General features: G+C 34.5%; 9 protein-coding genes and 1 pseudogene. 6 read left to right on the top strand and 4 right to left on the bottom strand.

Annotated features, from left to right (window positions below; genetic code table 11):
• Positions 1-135: 135 nt before the first annotated feature.
• A complete protein-coding gene (locus ACKX2A_RS17025) occupies positions 136-3,243 on the bottom strand; it encodes a carboxypeptidase regulatory-like domain-containing protein (RefSeq protein WP_415326121.1) in 3,108 nt (1,035 codons plus the stop codon).
• A gap of 241 nt (positions 3,244-3,484) precedes the next feature.
• Here ACKX2A_RS17025 and ligA point away from each other — a divergent pair.
• The 3 genes and pseudogenes from ligA (at position 3,485) to ACKX2A_RS17010 (ending at position 10,118) form a co-directional block, all read left to right on the top strand.
• Positions 3,485-5,499: pseudogene (ligA, locus tag ACKX2A_RS17020) on the top strand (NAD-dependent DNA ligase LigA).
• 100 nt (positions 5,500-5,599) lie between these two features.
• Complete coding sequence (locus tag ACKX2A_RS17015; RefSeq protein ID WP_415326119.1) at positions 5,600-9,334, top strand: T9SS type A sorting domain-containing protein; 3,735 nt, start codon at positions 5,600-5,602, stop codon at positions 9,332-9,334.
• 136 nt (positions 9,335-9,470) lie between these two features.
• Positions 9,471-10,118 carry an MgtC/SapB family protein gene (locus ACKX2A_RS17010; RefSeq protein ID WP_415326117.1) on the top strand — a complete coding sequence of 216 codons (648 nt, stop codon included), beginning with the start codon at positions 9,471-9,473 and terminating at the stop codon, positions 10,116-10,118.
• Positions 10,119-10,158: 40 nt separating this feature from the next.
• Here ACKX2A_RS17010 and ACKX2A_RS17005 read toward each other — a convergent pair whose 3' ends face one another.
• On the bottom strand, positions 10,159-10,641 hold the full coding sequence (locus tag ACKX2A_RS17005; protein ID WP_415326115.1) for a copper resistance protein NlpE: 483 nt from the start codon (positions 10,639-10,641) through the stop codon (positions 10,159-10,161).
• 221 nt (positions 10,642-10,862) lie between these two features.
• Here ACKX2A_RS17005 and ACKX2A_RS17000 point away from each other — a divergent pair, with 221 nt between their 5' ends.
• On the top strand, positions 10,863-13,001 hold the full coding sequence (locus ACKX2A_RS17000) for a S46 family peptidase (protein ID WP_415326114.1): 2,139 nt from the start codon (positions 10,863-10,865) through the stop codon (positions 12,999-13,001).
• A 195-nt stretch (positions 13,002-13,196) separates the two neighbouring features.
• Here the strand turns inward: ACKX2A_RS17000 and ACKX2A_RS16995 are convergent, their stop codons facing one another.
• Together ACKX2A_RS16995 and ACKX2A_RS16990 are read right to left on the bottom strand one after the other, a co-directional pair.
• Positions 13,197-16,064, bottom strand: a complete 2,868-nt coding sequence (locus ACKX2A_RS16995) for a M16 family metallopeptidase (RefSeq protein ID WP_415326112.1) — start codon at positions 16,062-16,064, stop codon at positions 13,197-13,199.
• Positions 16,065-16,400: 336 nt separating this feature from the next.
• The gene (locus ACKX2A_RS16990; RefSeq protein WP_415326110.1) at positions 16,401-16,688 is read right to left on the bottom strand and encodes a hypothetical protein; all 288 of its coding nucleotides are present in this window, start codon (positions 16,686-16,688) and stop codon (positions 16,401-16,403) included.
• A gap of 215 nt (positions 16,689-16,903) precedes the next feature.
• Here ACKX2A_RS16990 and ACKX2A_RS16985 point away from each other — a divergent pair, with 215 nt between their 5' ends.
• Together ACKX2A_RS16985 and kdpA are read left to right on the top strand one after the other, a co-directional pair.
• A complete protein-coding gene (locus ACKX2A_RS16985) occupies positions 16,904-18,229 on the top strand; it encodes a sigma-54-dependent transcriptional regulator (RefSeq protein ID WP_415326108.1) in 1,326 nt (441 codons plus the stop codon).
• Between the two features lie 637 nt (positions 18,230-18,866).
• Positions 18,867-20,561, top strand: a complete 1,695-nt coding sequence (gene kdpA, locus ACKX2A_RS16980; protein WP_415326106.1) for a potassium-transporting ATPase subunit KdpA — start codon at positions 18,867-18,869, stop codon at positions 20,559-20,561.
• The last annotated feature ends 54 nt before the right edge of the window (positions 20,562-20,615 follow it).

Genomic DNA, 20,615 nt, shown 5'->3' with positions numbered 1-20,615 from the left:
TCAACTTTTAGTTAAAGGTATATAAATTTAAGTGAATGGTCAATTTTGCTTCGCAAGTCAATTGTTAATTTATAATGAATCTGAATTGATGACAAACTAAATTCACTATTGAACATTCACTTTTTTCACTTCATCCTAGAATGAATATTTTGCTCCAATTTGAATTTGGTAAGGATTTCCTGTCAAGGGTTCCAATCCGCTTGTGTTTAAGCTATATTTAAGCTGTTTCGTAACCGGGTCGAATCCTGTGATTCTATACAAAGACATGTTGCTGTAAGACTTATTAACACCCCATTCTTTGTTAAGCAAATTCGCTACGTTAAAAATATCAACTGAAAGTTCAAAAGCACCAATTTTTTCAAACTTGATCTTTTTTGCAACACGAACGTCCCAAACTCCATAGAATCCGTTCTTTCCTCCGTTTCTTTCTGCAATCTTGTTGTTGTAATCTGTGATATAGTTTTTCAATGCCTTTCCTACTTCAGGATTATCAATCAAAGTCTGAGTAAGATTCGGGAAAATATACGCCAAATCATTCGTATCAACAAAATCTCCGTTTACGTTTCCACCTGCCGTTAAAGAGAAACGAGTTCCGCCCATTCCGGCATATCTGATTCCTAAAGTAAACCCTGCAATCGTCGGTGAATTTCCATAAATAACCACTTTATTTCTGAACTGGTTATCCGAATAAGACATTCTCAAATCTCTTGGATCACTTGCAACCGGAGTTGACAAAGTCGCTGAATTCGCTACGTTTCCGTTGTAAGAAGTATTGTCTTTAATGTCTGCCCAAGTGTAACTTGCCGTGATTTCCCCATCTTTCCAGTAACGATAACTCGTATCAAATACAAATGAAAACTGGTTAACTTTTCCGTCGCTTACCAGTTCCAGAACTCTTCCGAAATTTTGGTTAATTCTTCCTTCTTTCCAGTTCATTGTTCCGTTCGCCAAGATTGTCGATGAAGGTACATAAACTCCTCTTCCACCTTCATTATCCAATGTGAAATAAGGATTTGCCTGCATGTTTCTATCATAGTAGAAATAGTTATTTCGACCTAAAGCCATATAACCTGCAACTCCCGCTCTGAATCTCTCGTTGAAAAAGTGCGTGTAAGAAATATTTGCTTTGTAAACGATAGGAATTTTTGCATCTTTTCCGGTATAATTAATAGTTGGAATCTGATTCTGAGGCAATGTAGGAACTGTGCTGTAATCATTTCTATAGCTATTGAAATCAGGGACAGGAACATCTTTACCGGTCACATCTACTGTTGCCAAATGTCTTCCATCAAACACCAAATTATTGATAATCATATAATTATTAATATCAGACGAGAAAATACCTGCTCCGAACTTTAAGAAATCTTTATTTCCTTCATTAATATTCCAATCAAACTGGAATCTTGGCTGAATAATGAAAGATTTAATCTGATTATCCGTTCTGATACCCATTTCATCATACAATTTTTGATTAAGTCCGGCTTTTGGATAACCTCCGTAGTCTAACCTTAAACCAGCCATTAAATCCAGACCTTTCGCAATTTTAGTCTGAATTTGCCCATAAACTCCTAAATTGTAAATATTAGATTTCACTGATGGATCTTCCATCAAAGGAACTTCTCTGTAAAATCTGTACGCAATAAGATTATTAAAATTATACAAATTATCCCCTCCATTTGCCGTTGGATTTTCTCTGAAATGGAATCTTCCGTTCACCTCACTTCCGTAGATAGATTTTGCCATTGTATACATGAGATCTGCTCCGAAAGTATATTTAATCTTATCTGTGTTATAATATAAATTGTCTACGATCTGGAAAACATTATTTCTAAAACCTTCCTGCCCGAAACGGTGACCTCCAATCTGGATGTTGGTTGCTTTACTTGCTCCATCGATATTGGAAACAATATTTTCAACGATAGCTCTTGGCACTGCATGACCTAGTTCATCATTCTGGTAACTGTCCTGAGCTGTATAAAGGTACTGAGCCTTTAATTCGTTGGTCATGTTAGGTTTTAAGTTTGATCTTAATGTCAATAATAAACTGTTATCCAAGTTTTTATCATTTCCATAAGATTCGAAAGCATTGATCGCTGTGTTGTCTCCTAATCCGTTTTTATTTAAATCGTAAGTAAAGTTGTTTCTTAATGTCAATAAGTTTTTATCGTTAATCTGCCAGTCTAAACGTAAAAATGCAGCATCAGAATTTCTCACTTTGTCGAAACTTCCAAATTGCGGTGAATTTCCAACGCCGTATTTTGCTCTTGCAATGTCTAGGAATTTATTTAAAGTTGCTGTAGTTGTATTTAATCTCAACTCGTCGTCGTGAGATTTGATATCTGCAATCTGCAACGGTCTTGAATCTAACTGATGATCCCAAGCTACGAAGAAATGCAATTTGTTTTTAATGATAGGCCCACCCAAAGAGAACCCAAACTGAGATGTGGAGAAATCGTTATTAATTTTGTTTCCTCTGATATCATATTTGCTCGAAAGCCAATTTGTTCTTAAATATTCCCAAGCGCTTCCTGAAAATTTATTCGTTCCGGATTTTGTAACGGCACTTACTGTTCCACCGCCACTTCTTCCCAAAGTAACATCATATTGGTTGGTCGTCACTTTAAACTCACGAACCGCTTCAATAGAAATAGAGAACGGAGCGCCGCTTCGGCTCGTTGTAGCCCCCGCGGAAGTCGGGTTTTTTGCCGTCATCCCATCTATTGTAAAATTGGTAGAAGAACCTAGCTGTCCCGAAATACTTCCGTTTTTACCGCTCAAAGGAGACAATTCCGCTAGATTGGCAAAATTTCTTCCGTTTACAGGCAGTATGCCGATGTTTTTAGTCGTAATTGCTGTTGCAGCACCTAAGTTTCCTATTTTATTCTTTAGATTTCCGACAACAACAACCTCTTCGATATTTTTTTCGCCGGTTTTAGCCAAATCTACATTTACTGTTACCTGATCTCCAAAATTTACGGTATAACCTTCTTTTTTCTCATCATTTACAATAACCGTGTAAGGTCCTCCTAGCGGAATTTCTTTAAAAATATATTCACCCTTTGAGTTAGTCTCCGTTTCCGTTTTAAAACCCGTCGATTCGTTTACGATCGTTACCTTCACTTTCTCCTGAGCCGCATTTGTGCTTGTCACTTTCCCTACAATTGATGCTTGTGTAGTTTGTGCAAAAGCCACTGTTCCGAAACTCAGGAACAATAATCCCAATACAATCTTTACTTTTTTCATTTTCAAAATTTAGCTGGCGCAAAGGTATTCTGACTTCGGGAGACGCTTGTTTACGGGAGTTTTAAGAATTTTTCAATTAAATTATAACATTATGTTAAATCAATGTAAACATGAATTTTATTCTGAACAAAATCAATTCGTTGGAATATGTTACATGATCTTAATTTTATCACAATATTTAATTCTCTTATTTTTTAAATGAAATTACTTTAGTTATTTTTGCTCAAAAGATAGAAAACCAATGTCCGAAAACATTCAACAAAAAATAGAAGACCTGCGAAAAGAACTTCATCAGCATAATTATAATTATTATGTCTTGGATGAGTCAACAATTTCTGATTTTGAGTTTGATAAATTATTAGAAGAACTAAGAAAACTAGAAGAAAAATACCCTGAATTTATAGATAATAACTCACCCACATTAAGGGTAGGTGGGAAAATAACTAAAAACTTTCCGACTGTTCAACATAAATTTAGAATGTATTCTTTGGACAATTCATATAATTTTGAAGATCTTGAAAATTGGGAAAAACGAATAGTAAAATCTATTGATAATCCTGTAGAATTTATAGCTGAATTAAAATATGATGGTGCTTCAATTTCAATACTTTATGAAAATGGAAACCTCATTCAAGCGATTACGCGAGGAGATGGTTTTCAAGGAGATGATATAACAGAAAATGTTAAAAAAATTTTTGATATACCTCTACACGTTAAAGGGGAAAATATTCCAAAAAGATTTTATTTTAGAGGTGAGATATATTTAACTTATAAAAAACTACAAACAATAAACAGATTCAGAGAAATGGAAGGTTTAGAACCTTTTATGAATCCTCGTAATACAGCAAGTGGAAGTTTAAAAATGCAAGATAGTGCAGAAGTTCGTAAACGTGGACTATGCGCAATTTGTTATCAACTTATCATTGACGATGATGATTATGCATCTAATACTCATTTTGAAAACTTACAACTAGCAGAAGAATTGGGCTTTAAGATATCTAAATATATTAAACTCTGTAAGACTTTAGAAGAAACTAAAAGTTTCATAAATGAAATTGCAAAAAAAGAAAAAATCTAGATTTTGAAATAGATGGTATAGTTCTTAAAGTTAATTCTTTAAAAGATCAAAAATCATTAGGTTATACCTCCAAATCTCCAAGATGGGGAATGGCTTATAAATTCGAAACAGAAAGAAAAGAAACAACTTTATTATCTATAAAATACCAAGTTGGAAGAACTGGTTCAATAACCCCGGTTGCTGAACTTGAACCTGTATTTCTAGGTGGTACTAAGGTAAAAAGAGCAACATTACATAATGAAGATATTATAAAAAAATTAGATCTACATACTTATGATCATGTTTTTATTGAAAAAGGAGGTGAAATTATTCCTAAAATAATTGGTATAAATCCAACAATGAGAAGTTTATATTCAGAACCAATTAAATTTCCTTTATATTGTCCAGAATGCGAAACTAAGTTAGTAAAATTAGAAGATCAAGCAGCTCACTACTGTCCCAACTACCTGCATTGTCCGCCACAGGTTGTGGGAAGAATGATTCATTATGTTTCGAGAAAAGCTTTAAATATTGATAATTTGGGAAGTGAAACCATCGAACAGCTTTACAGGGAAAGACTGGTTGAAAATCCTGCTGATTTTTATGTTTTAACCAAAGAACAGCTTCTTCCATTAGAGAGAATGGCGGAAAAATCTGCTCAGAATATTATTTCGGGAATCGAAAAATCAAAAGAAATTGCTTTTGAAAAAGTATTGTACGGAATTGGAATAAAACACGTAGGAGAAACGGTTGCGAAGAAATTAGTCAAAAATTTCCCGACGATTGAAGAACTGAAAAATGCAACTGTGGAAGAACTTTGTCAGGTTGAAGACATCGGAACAAAAATCGCGGTAAGCATTGTGGATTTCTTTGCCAATCCTGAAAATATTTTAATGATCGAAAGGTTAAAATCTTACGGCGTTCAACTGGAAAAAGGCGAAAGCACGAATGAAGTTTTATCTAATGTTCTGGATGGAAAAACCTTCCTTTTCACAGGAAAGTTGTCTTTATTCACAAGAGAAGCTGCCGAAGAAATGGTAGAAAAACACGGTGGGAAAAATATTTCGGCGGTTTCCAAAAACCTGAATTTCCTTGTTGTGGGTGAAAAAGCAGGCAGTAAGCTGAAAAAAGCCCAGGACATCGGAACAATTAACATTCTAGATGAGCAGCAGTTTTTGGATCTGATCGAGAAGCAGTAAATTTTCTGAAAATATTTAACATATTAAACCATTGAAATTGAATTTCAATGGTTTATTTTTGCTTTTTTGAATAAAAAAAATAATAAATAACTAATAATACATGAAAAAATTCTACTTAATCATTTGTATGATTGTGTTTGCTCTATTTCAGGCGCAAAACGTTTCATTTTATGATCAAAATTTAAAGAATAAAATCCTGAATTCAAGTTCGAGTAATCAGGTTGCAAAAAATCTTTCCGGAAATTTTTTCGCAATAGATGCCAATTCCGATGGACAGATCAGCACAACTGAAGCTTCTCAGGTGAGTTATTTGGATGTAAGTAATAGCAGTATTTCCAATATTTTAGGAATAACTTCCTTTACAAACCTTGTGACATTAAAGATTAATGGAAACTCATTATCCGGTACTTTGAATTTAGCCAGTATCACTACTTTAAAGAATATTGAATGTCAAAATAATGTTTTAACTATTTTGACTTTAGATAATCCGATTTCGGTGAATGCTTCGAATAATCATTTGGGTACTTTTAATACTACATATGGTTCTACAGGATTGGTTTCTTTAAATATTACCAATAATTATTTTACTAGTTTTACTATAGATTATCCTTCTATTGTAGATTTTTCTGCGGATGGAAATCCAATGTCACAGCTGACTATTCAAAATGCAGCGTCAAATTTTGTACTTGCTCCAATCACGCTATTAGAAACGCTTACATTTTCATATTCTTTTGCTCCAACAACATTTACGGTAAGTAATTTCCCTAACCTTAAATATCTTCATGGAGGAATAAATACAGCGAACGGCTTGTTTCTGGACAATCTTCCGGCTCTGATATATACTACCATTTCAACACCTATAAAAATTACTGTAAAAAATATAAATCCTTCTATAAGCCCAAGCGGATTGGCTTTTAACATTGATGAATTTCATATGCAGGGCACCTCTAATGCAGGTACTGTAAAATTAAAAGCGCTGAGAGCAAATAAATATTATTTTGAAGATCTTACGAGCGTCAATGATCTGGAAGTTGATCTTAGTCCTGATGCTACCGAAATCAATTTCAGTAATGTTCCTGTTCTTAAAAATTTAAAAATTGGATCTTACACCTCTTCAAACACTTGTGTTCCTTTAAATTTCAGTACAGCTCCTGCTTTGATGAATATTGAGGTAAATGAGATTACATACAGTTCTATGAATCTTACCAATCTTAATAACCTTAAGAAACTCACAATTAATGCAAAAAGCTGTACTCCAACATCTTCATCTATCAATATTTCAAACCTTTCACAGCTTGAGGAGATCAGTATTAGAGATCGTTATTTAAAAACACTAAATATGAGTTCTCTGAATTCTTTGAAAAGTATCATATTAAATGACAGCAGCTATCAGTCTATAACAATGTCTTCGCTTCCACAACTGCTTTCGTTCTCTTTAGATTCAAACGGTAATGCTATTAATACATTAACTTCTCTGGATTTTAACAACTTACCAAATTTACAAAGTATTGAATTGCTGAAGCCATTTGTAAGTGCGGTAACATTTAATAATTTACCTAATTTAAAAACTTTTAAAACAGAAGACCCGTATTCTGTTTTTTATTCCAGTGATATTCCTACAGTTTATAATTTTTCAAACTTACCCTTGCTGGAAAGTATTATTTTAAATAATTCAAGAGTAATTCCTCTTACTTTAAGTAATCTGCCTAGCTTAAAGGATTTAACAATTAAAAGAACATTTATTGGAACAAATTATACATTCCAAAATCTCCCTTTACTGGAAAATATCAATATAGAATATCCGCAACTTTCAGGAACAGCAAATAATGCATTAACTGATATTGCTTTCAATAACCTGCCTTCTGTAAAGAATATTTCTGTAAAAGATACATTTTATCTTAATACGCTGAATTTCGGTAATACCAACACATCATTAGAAAGTTTTACCTTAAAAAATGATGTTGCAGTGTATGGAAGCTTAACTTCTCTTGCATTTAATGATTTTTCCAAGCTAAAAACATTAGAGGTAAGTCGCAGTTTATCCAGTCTTCAACTAACGAATTTACCGTTGTTACAAACATTAAATGTGAGTAAAAATAAATTCACCACGCTGAATGTTGCCAATTTACCTGCTTTACAAAATTTCACATCGAATTATAATAATACAACAGCTCAGTATAATATTAATTTCACCAATTTACCTGTCTTAAAAAAGGTAAACGTAAGCTATAATAACGGATACTTAAAAAGAGTGGATTTGTCACAAGCTCCACAATTAGAAGAATTACAGTTCATTACGAGCAACAGTGGAACTCAGCAAGCACTGGATTACATCAATCTAAAAAATGGAAATCCCAATCTATTGGTGCTGACTTCTGCATACATCAAAAATATCTGTGTAGATGACGATAGCGAAAGAGCTTTGGTTCAAAGTTTAAATCCAAACCTTGCGAATACCATCTTCACGTCTTACTGTACATTAGCTCCGGCAGGAAATATTTATAAAGTAGCAGGAACTGCATCTTATGATTATAACAGCAATGGATGCGACTCCTCAGACCCAAAATTCCCTTATTTGAAATTCGGTATCAATACGGGAGGCGTTTCAAGTGTCTATACATCAAATCAAGGAGGAACATTTAATATTCCTTTGCAGGCAGGAAATCACACTATAACTCCGATCCTGGAAAATCCGACCTATTACAATGTCGCTCCAGCGAACATTACCGTAGATTTCCCAACACAGACAAGCCCTTTTACTCAAAATTGGTGCCTTACACCAAACGGAACACATAATGATTTAGAAGTTTTAATTATCCCTGTAAATGCTGCTGCTCCGGGATTTGTCGCGAAGTATAAAATTGTTTACAAAAACAAAGGAAACGCCGTGCAATCAGGTACTTTATCATTCAATTACAATGATGATTTAATGAATTATTCAACGTCCACATTAGCTCCAAATTCACAGTCAACAGGATCATTAAACTGGAATTTCACCAATCTTGCGCCTTTTGAAACGAGAGAAATTACAGCTTCTTTTACATTAAATACTCCAACGCAAACTCCGGCTTTAAATGGAGGTGATGTTCTCCATTACAATGCCCAAATCAACGGAGCAACGGATGAAACACCTTTGGATAATGCATTTACATTAAACCAAACGGTTGTAAACTCCTTCGATCCAAACGACAAAACCTGTCTTGAGGGAACATTCATTACACAGGCGAAAGTTGGAGATTATGTCCATTATTTAATTAGATTTGAAAATACAGGAACAGCAAATGCACAAAACATTGTTGTAAAAGATGAAATTGATGCATCCAAGTATGATTTATCAAGCTTAATCCCGTTAAATGGAAGCCATAATTTCGTAACAAGAGTAACAGGAAATGTTGTCGAGTTTATCTTTGAAAATATTCAGCTCCCTTTTAATAATGCTACTAACGACGGATATGTTTCATTTAAAATTAAAACAAAATCGACTTTAAATATTGGTGACAGCTTCAGTAATACAGCTAAAATCTACTTCGATTACAACCATCCGATCATCACAAATACATATACAACAAGTGTTCAGAATGTATTGGCAACATCGGAAATAGGTAAAGAAAACAATTCGGTTTCTATTTATCCGAATCCGGTACAGGATATTTTAAATATTCAGTCTAAAAATGAAATTGTAAAAGCGGAAATTTACGATGTAAACGGAAGAATTTTAAACACAACCTCAGTAAAAGGAAATACAATCAACGTTTCTGAACTTACAAAAGGAAATTATATCATCAAATTATCCATAAAAGATAAAACTTTCACTCAGAAGTTTATTAAGAATTAATTTGATTTAAAAATATTCATGTTACATGATACGGGGTTCTGGTTTCGAGCCCCGTTTCTCGTATCCTGAACCAAAGAATATCTGGCATCATTAAAGATTTTATCGTAATTTTAATTCTTAGTTTAAAATCTAAAAAATGGAATTCTTAAAGGATCATTACGTCATTCAAAATGAGTTGCTGCTGATATTTATTTCTGTTGTACTGGGGATTATGATTGGAACAGAGCGCGAATACAGAAACAAGTCTGCAGGTTTACGAACCTTCATTTTGGTATGTTTTGGGTCTTGTTTGTTTACCATTCTTTCCATTAAAATCGGAGTTGCCAATCCGGATCGTTTGGCAGCAAACATCATCACCGGAATCGGATTTTTAGGAGCCGGAGTTATATTTAAAGGCGACAATAAAATCGACGGTATCACGACTGCGACTACGATTTGGGCAACCGCCTCCATCGGAATGGCGGTCGGTTCGGGCTACGTCTATCTTTCGCTTTTGGGAACGGTTTTGGTTTTATTGGTTTTAAATACGCTTACTCTTTTCGAAAGATTTATCGACAAAAAACACAAAATCCGTGAATACAAAATTGCGGTTGTCGATTATCATGACATTAAACATTGTGAAGAACTTTTTAAGCTGAATAATTTAAGATTTATCATGTCAAAACAGCAATACACGCAGGGAAACCTTGCCACAACTTGGATTGTTACAGGCAGCAGCATTAATCATGAAACATTAATGAAAAAACTGATGGAAGATGAAAAAATTATTGCCTATCAGTTTTAAAACAAAAAATAGAGGTTTAAAAACCTCTACTTTATTTATTTTATTTTTTCTTAAAAACATACAGATCCTTATTCGGACCATCAATCGGTTGACCACTCATATCCAATTGAGTAAGCGTATTTTCGCCTACTTTATACTTGTATTTTGCACTTTTCCCATTCAATGTAATAATACTTCCTGTCGAGTTCCATTCAAAAGTTCCTTTGTCTTCGTTTTTCGATTTTCTTTCCAGATATTCTTCGGAAATTGTAAAAGTTTTATCTTTATTTAAAGTTAAAATTGTTTTAATTCCAGGACAATCCGCGCATGGAACAGTCGCTTCATACGTTCCGAACCAATCCACAGAATTTTCGGAGTTATGAGTCGTTTCTGCCGCAACTGTTTTTGTTGTATCCATAGGAGTTTGAATCGCCATCGGATCTGTTTTAGGATTTACATTTACTTCAGGATTTTTGTCTTTTTGTGTACACGAAACCATAAAAGCCATCGCAACCATTCCTAAAATTTGAATTTGGTGTTTCATAATAGTTGATTTTTAGTTTAAAATTTAAATGTGATTCTCTTTTTTAATTAACAAAAATTAAGCCGCCTCATGGTTGATGGTTACTGGTTGATTATTAATAGACTTCAACTGGAAAGTGTTTACATAGAAATTAAAAACAATCAACCAATAACCATCAACTATCAACCATTTTTTAATCCAAGTCTGCCTTTTTCTTCGTAAATTGGGGCAAAATTTTGATTATGACAAAAAAGATACTTTTATCTGTATTTCTTTTGCCGGCTGTAATGACTTTTGCACAGCAATACGGTGGAATGTGGATTCCAACAGAGCTTAATGAAAAGGAAATGAAAGATTTAGGAATGAAAATCTCTGCAAAAGACATCTTCAATCCTCAAAAAGCAAGCATCAAAGATGCTGTAGTACAGTTCAATGGTGGTTGTACCGCAGAAATTATTTCGCCAAAAGGTCTGTTGCTGACAAACCATCACTGTGGCTACGGACAAATCCAGGCGCATTCAACCGTTCAGAACGACCTTTTATCCAACGGCTTCTGGGCAAAAAATCCTGAAGGTGAACTTCCGAATCCAGGGGTAACAGTGGACTTTATTGTTGATATCAAAGAAGTATCCAATCAGATTTTAGAAGGAACAGATAATCTTACAGAACCTGAACTTTCAAAACAGATTGCTAAAAATATTGAGATCTATAAAAACTCTCAGAAAATAGAACCTTACCAATCAATTTCTGTAAAATCAATGTATTACGGAAATAAATTTTACGCTTTTACAACCGAAACGTTTAAAGATATTCGTTTGGTAGGGGCACCGCCACAAAGCATAGGAAAATTCGGTTCAGATACCGATAACTGGGTTTGGCCAAGACATACGGGAGATTTCTCCATGTTCAGAATTTATGCCGATAAAAACAATAAACCTGCGGAGTATTCAAAAGAAAACGTTCCGTACGTTCCGAAACACTATCTTCCGGTTTCCATTAAAGATAAAAATGAAAATGACTTCACTTTCGTTTTCGGATTCCCTGGAAGAACAACGGAATATCTTCCTTCGATCGCGGTTGAAAAAATCATGAAAGAGATTGATCCTGCGAGAATTGCAGTAAGAGATGTCGCGTTGAAAACATTGGACGAAAAAATGCGTACCGATGATGCAACTCGCATTCAGTATGCTTCAAAATATGCTTCTGTAGCCAATTATTGGAAAAAATGGATCGGTGAAGTAGAAGGTTTGAAAAAATCTAACGCGGTTGAGAAAAAAGTAATGTATGAAGGTTCTTTAGTAGCTAAAAATCATGAAATTAAATCAACTTTAGATCACTTAAATAAACTATACAACGATCAGGCTCCTTTTGCTTTAAACAACGCTTATTATTCTGAAACCATCAGAAATGCAGAAACGTTGATGTTGGCAAACCTTTACTACAACTACATTACGTCAGTTGAAGCAGGGAGAATGGACGAAAAAGGTACAACCGCTTTCAAAAACAGACTAACTTCTTTCTACAAAGATTATAACGCAGAATTGGACGCAAAAGTAACAGCTAAGTTATTGGCTCTTTACGCAAACAAAACAGCTCCCCAATTCTTACCTGCAGGATTCGAAAAATATAAAAATGAAGCGCAGAATATCCAGTCTTTCGAGGAAGTTTCTAAAAACTCGGTTATCACAGGTAGAACTGAAGTAAACGGTGCTTCTCTGAGCAAAGATATCGACAAAGCTTTCTCTAATCAGGATAAATTGATTAAGACATTGAAAAAAGATCCTGTTTATCAGGTTTTCTTATCGATGAGAGATACTTACACTACAAAAGCTGATCCTCAGTTTGCATCTTTACAGACTAAAATTGATGCTTTACAAAAGACTTTCATGGCACAACAAATGGCAACGGATAAAGACAGAAAATTCTTCCCGGACGCCAATTCTACGCTTCGTGTAACGTACGGAAAGGTAAAAGGTTCTTCGCCTAGAGATGCAGTTTCTTACAACTATCAAACGCATTTGGCGGGTGTTATGGAGAAATATGTTCCGGGAGATTATGAATTTGATGTTCCAAAAAAACTGATCGACCTTTACAACAAAAAAGATTTCGGAAATTATAAAGATAAAACGGGTGACGTTCCTGTAGGATTCACTGCAACCAACCATACAACAGGTGGAAACTCTGGAAGTCCGGCTCTTGATGCCAACGGAAATCTTGTCGGATTAAACTTCGACAGACAATGGGAAGGAACAATGAGCGACATCAACTACGACCCTCGTTTCAGCAGAAATATCATGGTTGATACAAAATATATTCTTTTCATCATCGATAAATATGCCGATTCTAAGTGGCTGATTGATGAGATGAAAGTTGTTAAATAATTTCAATCAAGACAATATAAAACCCCGAAAGTTTTTCTTTCGGGGTCTTTTTTTTATTTTAAAAGATATTTTGGTAAACCTGACTGATGATTAACAGTTTAAAAGGCGCGAGCGAAGCGAGCGTCAAAGCCGTTAGTATTAGCGATGCCATGCTGAGCCTCCCGAAACATCTCAATATTATTTTAAATTAAAATTTTAATGTCCAAAAATATCTTTCAAATCCAATTCCTTAAATATTCCCATTTGGTTCACAGCATCCATATTCAGGTTTTCTTTTTTCCCGATAATAGCCGTATTAAAATGAATCGACTTAATTTCAGTTTGATAAAATTTATTTAAATCCTCAAACTTTAAACTTTCAATCTGTTTGTAAATATCTTTCCTAAAATCGTGATGAATGTTTAATTTTTTTAACCTCAACGTATTAAAGAAAATATTCGTTCTTGTCACTCTTTGCGAAGCAATTTGTTTTAAAGCAGCGTTTCTAGCATTTTCAAACTGAGTTGGAACTTCCGGAAGCTCAGCCATCAATTCCGCCATCGTGTCAACTGCTATTTGTAATTTATCTGGCTGTGTTCCGATATATGTTGTGATATAATCCGGATGATTCAACTCAGAATTGGCAGCGTAAGAAACATATGCAGAATACGCTAAACTTTTACTCTCACGGATTTCCTGAAAAACAATTGATGATAAACCACGTCCGAAATATTCATTAAAAACATTGATTTTTCCAAAGTTTTCGGGATTCACATCATGACCTTTTCCAACCTTGCTCATTTCCATTTGCACCATATCGTAGTCGGTGAAATAAACATTTCCTATGGTTTCAGGTTCAGGATATTTTTTCGGTTCAGGAATTTGAAAGCTTTCATTTTCAATATAATTTCCAATAAATGATTTAAAATTTTCAAAACTTCTTCCATAGAAAAATATCTGATAAGGAAACTTGAATAATTTCTTCATTCTATCTGTGAAAACCTCAACATCACTGCTTTCCAGCTCTTCTTTAGAAATAATATCCGTAAAACGGGAGAAATCACCTAATTTCGTATAGTTCGTTAAGGCAGTCATGATTCGCCCTTTATCTTTCTTCATTGCAGCCCTGTTCTCCAAAACGGTTTCCACAAACTGTTTGTAAACTTCCTGATCTGGTTTTACTTCGTACAACCAGTGTTGAAGCAATTTGACACCTTTTTCGATGTTTTCTTCTAATCCGCTTAAAGAAATTGTAAGCTGTTCATTGGTCGTTTTGAAGTCATTTGTTACCCCGATTTTAAAAAATTCCTTTTTCAAATCTTCAGGCGAAAATTTTTCCGTTCCCAAATATTGCAGAACTTGAGTAGAAATCCCCAAATCACGGTCATTATCACTTCCAAAAGGAAAAATAAAATGAACCTGCGCAATATCGTTATATTTATTTTTGACGAAATTTAATTTTTTATCTTTAATTAAATCTGTCTGAATTTCTTTCTCATAATCAACAAATTCCGGTTGAATATCTTCCGTTTTCTCTGCCAAAATCTGCTGTAAAAACTCAGATTGTGCTTCACGATTGATTTTTACAGGTGTAATTCCCGGATTTTCAACGCGAATTAATTTATCATTTACTCCTTTTTCTTTGTAGATAATGACATAATTCTCCTTAAAAAATTCATTGGCAAAAGCAACGACATCTTCTTTTGTAAACTCGGCGTATTCATCCATTTCGTTCAGTTCCTGTTCCCAAGTTCTGCCCTTAATGTAAGTATCATAAAGATTTGTCGCCAATCCATCCGCTGTTTCCAACGTTTTCATTCTCTGGATTTTAAAGTCGTTGATGATCGCAGGAAGCATCCAGTCCGGAAACTCTCCTTTTTTTACCAATTCAATCTGTTCTAAAGCCAAATCTTTAGCTTCATCCAAAGACTGTGTTTCTTTCGGAACAGCAACAATCGAAAAATACCCGTATTGTTTTAAACCAACCGAAAAAGCCTGTCCCCAAAGCAATTTTTGAGTCTGATTAATGTTTAAATCCATCAATCCGGCTTCGCCTCTGTTACTCAAAATATTCACCACAATATCCGCTAACATTGCTTCTCTTGTTCCATAACTTTCCGTTCTCCAAGCCAGTTGAACTCTCGGTGTAGTAGGGCTTTTCACTGTTCTTTTTACAATTTCAGTGATCGGTTGCTCAATAACTGGAGTTTTTTTCGGCAATTCTCTGTAAGGAATTGTTCCAAAATACTGATCTACAAGCTGAATCGTTTCTTCAAAATCCAAATCTCCCACCAAGACCATCGCATAATTATTAGGAACATAATATTCATCAAAATACTTATGAATTGCCTTCATAGAAGGATTTTTCAAATGTTCCGCTTTTCCTAAAGTTGTTTGCTGACCATTTGGATGGGTTGGAAAAAGCGCATCCATCAACTCATAATTTACCAATCGGGAATCATTATCCTGCGCTCTGTTGAATTCTTCGTAAACAGATTCTAACTCGGTATGAAAGAGCCTCAAAGTCAATTCTGAAAAACGTTCTTTTTCAATTTTAAGCCATTTTTCAAGCTCGTTGTTGGGAACATTATTTTTGTAAACCGTTTCATCAAACCAGGTGTGAGCATTCGTTCCCGTTGCTCCCAAAGAAGAAATCGCTTTGTCATATTCATTTGCAATTGCAAACTGACTTGCTTCCTGAGAAATTTCGTCGATTTTTCTGTAGATATCCTTCTTTTTTTCAGGATCATTTTCAGCTTTATGGTTTTCGTATAAATCTGAAATTTGATTTAATAATTCATTTTCCTTTTCCCAATTCTGAGTTCCGATTTTAGACGTTCCCTTAAACATCATATGCTCAAGATAATGCGCCAGACCGGTATTATCAGCCGGATCATTATTACTCCCCGTTCTCACTGGAATGTATGTCTGGATTCGCGGAGCATCAAAATTTTGAGCCAGAAAAACCTTCAAACCATTCTTTAAAGTGTAAATTCTTACTCCATTTTCATCATTGGAAATCGTGATATATTCGTAGTTATTTTTATCTGTGTGTGCCGTTTCTTTGTATCGTCTGTCCGTCATAAATAAACTTTTTCATTCTTAAAAATCAGAATGTATACAAATGTAAGGAATCAAAAAAGAACGAGTTGAAATTTTCTTACTAATAAATCTATAGCCATAGTTGAGATATTGAATTATTCAATTTAAACTAAATTTTTCATTCTAAGTTCTATGACAAACTTTGTAACTTTCCTCGAATGTTTAAATAGACGACTGCAACCATAGCCCCGATTGCAACGACATCCTTTTGTGGAGCGAAGCAGAGCAAAAGATATAGTGGAAAGCGGGAAATAGCTTCAAAAAAATTCTATGAAATAAAAAAAATACCGCAAAAAATTACGGTATTTAAAGTTTGAATTAATTATGTTTGGCTCTGTAAATAGTCTTATCCAACTGTCGGTCTTCCCTTGCAATAATTGCCCTTTCTCTCGGAGTGACAACCCCATCTGCTTTTGCAATTCTCTTCGCTTGTCGTACATCATTCGCCTGATTATGAATGATCGCGGCTTCTCTTCGACTGATTTCACCTGATCTTACACCTTGAGCTACTCTTTTTCGTTCTCCTCTTAAATTAAGATCTTCCCTTTGTTGAGCAAAGCTAAAACCTGATGCTAAAATCATGATTCCTAAAAGTAAATTTTTCATATTGATTGGTTTTAATATTCTACTGGTATGATAGATTTGTTTATTGGAAGTTAAACTTGATATTATTTTTTTTCTTTAATAATTAATTTTATTCACTGTTTACATATTGAAAATGTTTTTGAAATTTTCATCTATTTTCGCCGTCCTCATTTTCTTTGCTTTTATCCAAAATAATTCTCTAAGTTTGCAATAGTTTTCCAAAAATAACCACCACCATGCACGGAAACATTCTCATCATCGATGACGAGATCAAGCTCCTGAAATTATTAGGAATGATCCTTTCCCAAGAAAATTTTAACGTAAAAGAAGCCTCAACTGCGCGTTCCGCAATGACGATGCTCGAACAGTACGAATTTGATGTTGTGTTGAGCGATGTCCGCCTACCAGACGCTTTCGGAATCGACCTGGTGAAATCCACCAAAGCAAAATATCCTCATCTGGAAATCATTCTTATGACTGCTTTCGGAAATATCACCGATGCAGTTCAGGCAATGAAAAACGGAGCCTACGATTATTTAGTAAAAGGCGACGATAATGAGAAAATTATTCCGTTGGTGTATAAAGCTTTGGAAAAAGTAAAGGATAATAAATCTAAAATCATTCAGAAAAGCTCCAATCAAAAAGGATTTGAAACGATTATCGGAAATTCTCCATTAATTCTTCAGGCTAAAAAATTAGCAGAAAAAGTAGCTTTGACCGATGCGACTGTCCTTTTAACAGGCGAAACAGGAACCGGAAAAGAAGTTTTTGCAAACGCTATTCATGAAGGAAGCGACAGAAAGAAAAATAATTTTGTGGCGATTAACTGCTCCGCATTCAGTAAAGAAATTTTGGAGAGCGAACTTTTCGGTCATAAAGCAGGATCATTTACCGGTGCTATCAAAGACAAAAAAGGCCTGGTAGAAGAGGCCAATGGTGGAACTTTATTCTTAGACGAAATTGGTGAAATGCCCATCGAACTTCAGGCAAAATTGCTTCGCGTTCTGGAGACAAAGGAATTCATCAAAATGGGTGAAACCAAGGTTTCAAGATCGGATTTTAGGCTGATTGCCGCGACCAACCGTGATCTGGAAGAAGAAATTAAGCAGGGACATTTTCGCGAAGACTTATATTTTAGATTAAATATTTTCGAAATCAGACTTCCTGCTCTTCGTGAAAGAAAAGAAGATTTAAAAGCTTTGGCCAAAAATTTTGTTGATGTTTTCTCTCAAAAATTACATATTTCAAACGTTCAGGTTACTGCTGATTATTATAAAACCTTAGAAAAAAACGACTGGAAAGGAAATATCCGCGAACTTCGGAATACTATGGAGAGAAGCTTGATTTTAATGAACAATAATATTCTGGATGCAGAAAACCTTCCTCATTATTCTGAAAAAATTTCTACAGAAAAAGATTCTTTTAGTATGAGATCCTTAGAAAAAGAGCATATCCTGAAAGTCTTACAGTATACCAAAGGTAATAAAGCCGAAGCCGCAAGATTGCTGGAAATTGGGATTGCAACGTTGTATCGGAAATTGGAAGAATATAATTTGAGATAAAAATTTTAATTAAACCATTAAGTTTTTATTTAAGAAGTTAAGTTTTATTAAGTTTTGGCTAAAGCCAATTGAAATCTTACTTATGAAAAACGGACTAAAGTCCGTTCCTATTGATTTAAGATGTTTTTTACTTAAAGCAACGCTCATCTTAAATATTCTAAACTCCTTAAACAAAACCTTAATGGTTTAAAAATAAAAGCCTATCATTTTAATAACGAGCCTATCATTTTGATAGGCTTTTCTATTTTTTGTCACAATCTCGAAAACACATAACATACTAATATCAAACAAATTACATCATAACTCAATAGATTGGACTTTCTTTTGGCATTATGGATTTAGAATAAAATATTTTAAAAATGACAATTTCAAGAAAAACGTTCAAGAAACGAGAGCACTCAAAACTGAGTTTGTTGATGGTTGCGTATGTAGTCTTCACTGTATTAACCTTAATCGTTGCATTATGATGCTGGTAAGTTTAATTATCCTTTGTGTAGTACTATTCTGGATGTTATACAAATCCGTTGAATTTTTTGATAAAATATAAAAATATGTGGAGTTTATTTTTCCTTTCGATACTCGCTTTTGTGTACATCTGCTATGTTTTAATGAAACCTGAAAAATTTTAACCAAAATCATGAATACAGAAATTTTAGGCATTATAGCGATGTTCGCCATTACATTGATTATCGGTATTTTCTTAGGAAAATATATTGCAAATGTTTATGGTTACAAGAAGACTTTTTTAGATAAAATTTTTCAGCCGATTGAAAATTTCATTTATAAAATCTCAGGTATCAACCCCAACAGGCAAATGACCTGGAAGCAAAATATGTTTGCGATGTTAACCATTAATATTGTTTGGTTTATCATCGGATTTTTTATTTTGTTAAATCAATCCTGGCTTCCTTTAAACCCCGATGGAAACCCGAATATGTCGCCTGATTTAGCTTTTAACACTGCCATTTCTTTCTTGGTTAATTGTAATTTACAGCATTATTCGGGAGAAACAGGCGTTTCTTATTTAAGTCAATTATACTTAATGTTTTTGCAGTTCGTAACCGCAGCGACGGGAATGGCTGCAATGGCGGTACTTTTCAAAGCATTTAAAGATAAAACAACGACAGAATTAGGCAATTTTTACGATTTTTTTACCAAATCAATGATCAGAATTTTGGTTCCGATCAGTATTGTTGTCGCCTTTATTCTTTCTTCTAACGGAAGTCCGATGACTTTTGAAGGTAAAGATCATATCACGACTTTGGAAGGTCAGAAAGTTGATGTTTCAAGAGGTCCGGCGGCGGCTTTTATTGCGATTAAGCATTTAGGAACAAACGGTGGTGGATTTTTCGGAACTAACTCGGCTCATCCGCTTGAAAACCCTAATTATCTGACAAATATGACCGAAATGGTCACTCAAATGATTATTCCGTTTGCATTGGTTTTTGCACTTGGATTTTATTTAAAGAAAAGAAAGCTGTCATGGACGATTTTTACAGTAATGACCATCGGTTTTCTTGCATTAACCATTCCGAATATCATTAATGAAACTCATGGAAATCCACTGATTACGCAAATGGGAACCGACCCTCATCTTGGCGCAATGGAAGGCAAAGAAATCCGTTTCGGAAGTGCAGCTTCAGCCTATTGGAGTATCGCAACGACAGTGATTTCAACAGGTTCTATCAATGCAATGCACGACAGCACGATGCCGCTTTCAGGAATGAATCAGTTATTAGCTATGATGATCAACTGTTTTTACGGTGGTTGCGGAGTCGGAATTTTGAATTATTTCATTTTCATCATTTTGGCCGTATTTATCAGTGGTTTGATGGTCGGAAGAACACCGGAATTTTTAGGCAAAAAGATTGAGGCCAAAGAAATGAAAATCGCGATGGTTGTGGCTTTATTTCACCCTTTTTTAATTTTGGTCGGAACAGCTTTAACCGCTTATTTTCCTGAATTTGGAACAAAAACATTGAATAATCCCGGCTTTCATGGTTTCAGTGAAATGTTGTATGAATTTACTTCATCATCCGCCAACAACGGTTCAGGATTTGAAGGTTTGGGCGACAATACTCCTTGGTGGAATATCTCAACAGGAATCGTTTTATTGTTGTCAAGATTCATCCCAATTATTGGCCCAATTGCGATTGCGGGGTTATTAGCCCAGAAAAAATACATTCCTGAAAGTTCGGGAACACTGAAAACAGACACGGCAACTTTTGGATTTATGACCTTAGCTGTGATTCTTCTGATTGCTGCCCTGTCTTTCTTCCCAGCGTTGACTTTAGGACCAATCGCTGAACAGCTTCAATATTTTTCTAAATAAAATTAAATAATTAACCATTAAGGAGATTTAAGAAGTTAAGAATATCAAGCTCAT

It is taken from the genome of Chryseobacterium sp. MMS23-Vi53 (assembly GCF_047651245.1).
Lineage (GTDB): Bacteria > Bacteroidota > Bacteroidia > Flavobacteriales > Weeksellaceae > Chryseobacterium.
Note: the sequence above shows the minus strand (reverse complement) of the source record. Positions and strands in the feature narration are given on the sequence as shown.

Excerpts from the sequence above, each read along its gene's own strand:
- ACKX2A_RS17000 (WP_415326114.1), top strand. The coding sequence starts at position 10,863 with ATGACAAAAAAGATACTTTTATCTGTATTTCTTTTGCCGGCTGTAATG.
- ACKX2A_RS17005 (WP_415326115.1), bottom strand. The coding sequence starts at position 10,641 with ATGAAACACCAAATTCAAATTTTAGGAATGGTTGCGATGGCTTTTATG.
- ACKX2A_RS16985 (WP_415326108.1), top strand. The coding sequence starts at position 16,904 with ATGCACGGAAACATTCTCATCATCGATGACGAGATCAAGCTCCTGAAA.
- ACKX2A_RS17015 (WP_415326119.1), top strand. The coding sequence starts at position 5,600 with ATGAAAAAATTCTACTTAATCATTTGTATGATTGTGTTTGCTCTATTT.
- ACKX2A_RS16995 (WP_415326112.1), bottom strand. The coding sequence starts at position 16,064 with ATGACGGACAGACGATACAAAGAAACGGCACACACAGATAAAAATAAC.
- ACKX2A_RS17025 (WP_415326121.1), bottom strand. The coding sequence starts at position 3,243 with ATGAAAAAAGTAAAGATTGTATTGGGATTATTGTTCCTGAGTTTCGGA.
- kdpA (WP_415326106.1), top strand. The coding sequence starts at position 18,867 with ATGAATACAGAAATTTTAGGCATTATAGCGATGTTCGCCATTACATTG.
- ACKX2A_RS16990 (WP_415326110.1), bottom strand. The coding sequence starts at position 16,688 with ATGAAAAATTTACTTTTAGGAATCATGATTTTAGCATCAGGTTTTAGC.
- ACKX2A_RS17010 (WP_415326117.1), top strand. The coding sequence starts at position 9,471 with ATGGAATTCTTAAAGGATCATTACGTCATTCAAAATGAGTTGCTGCTG.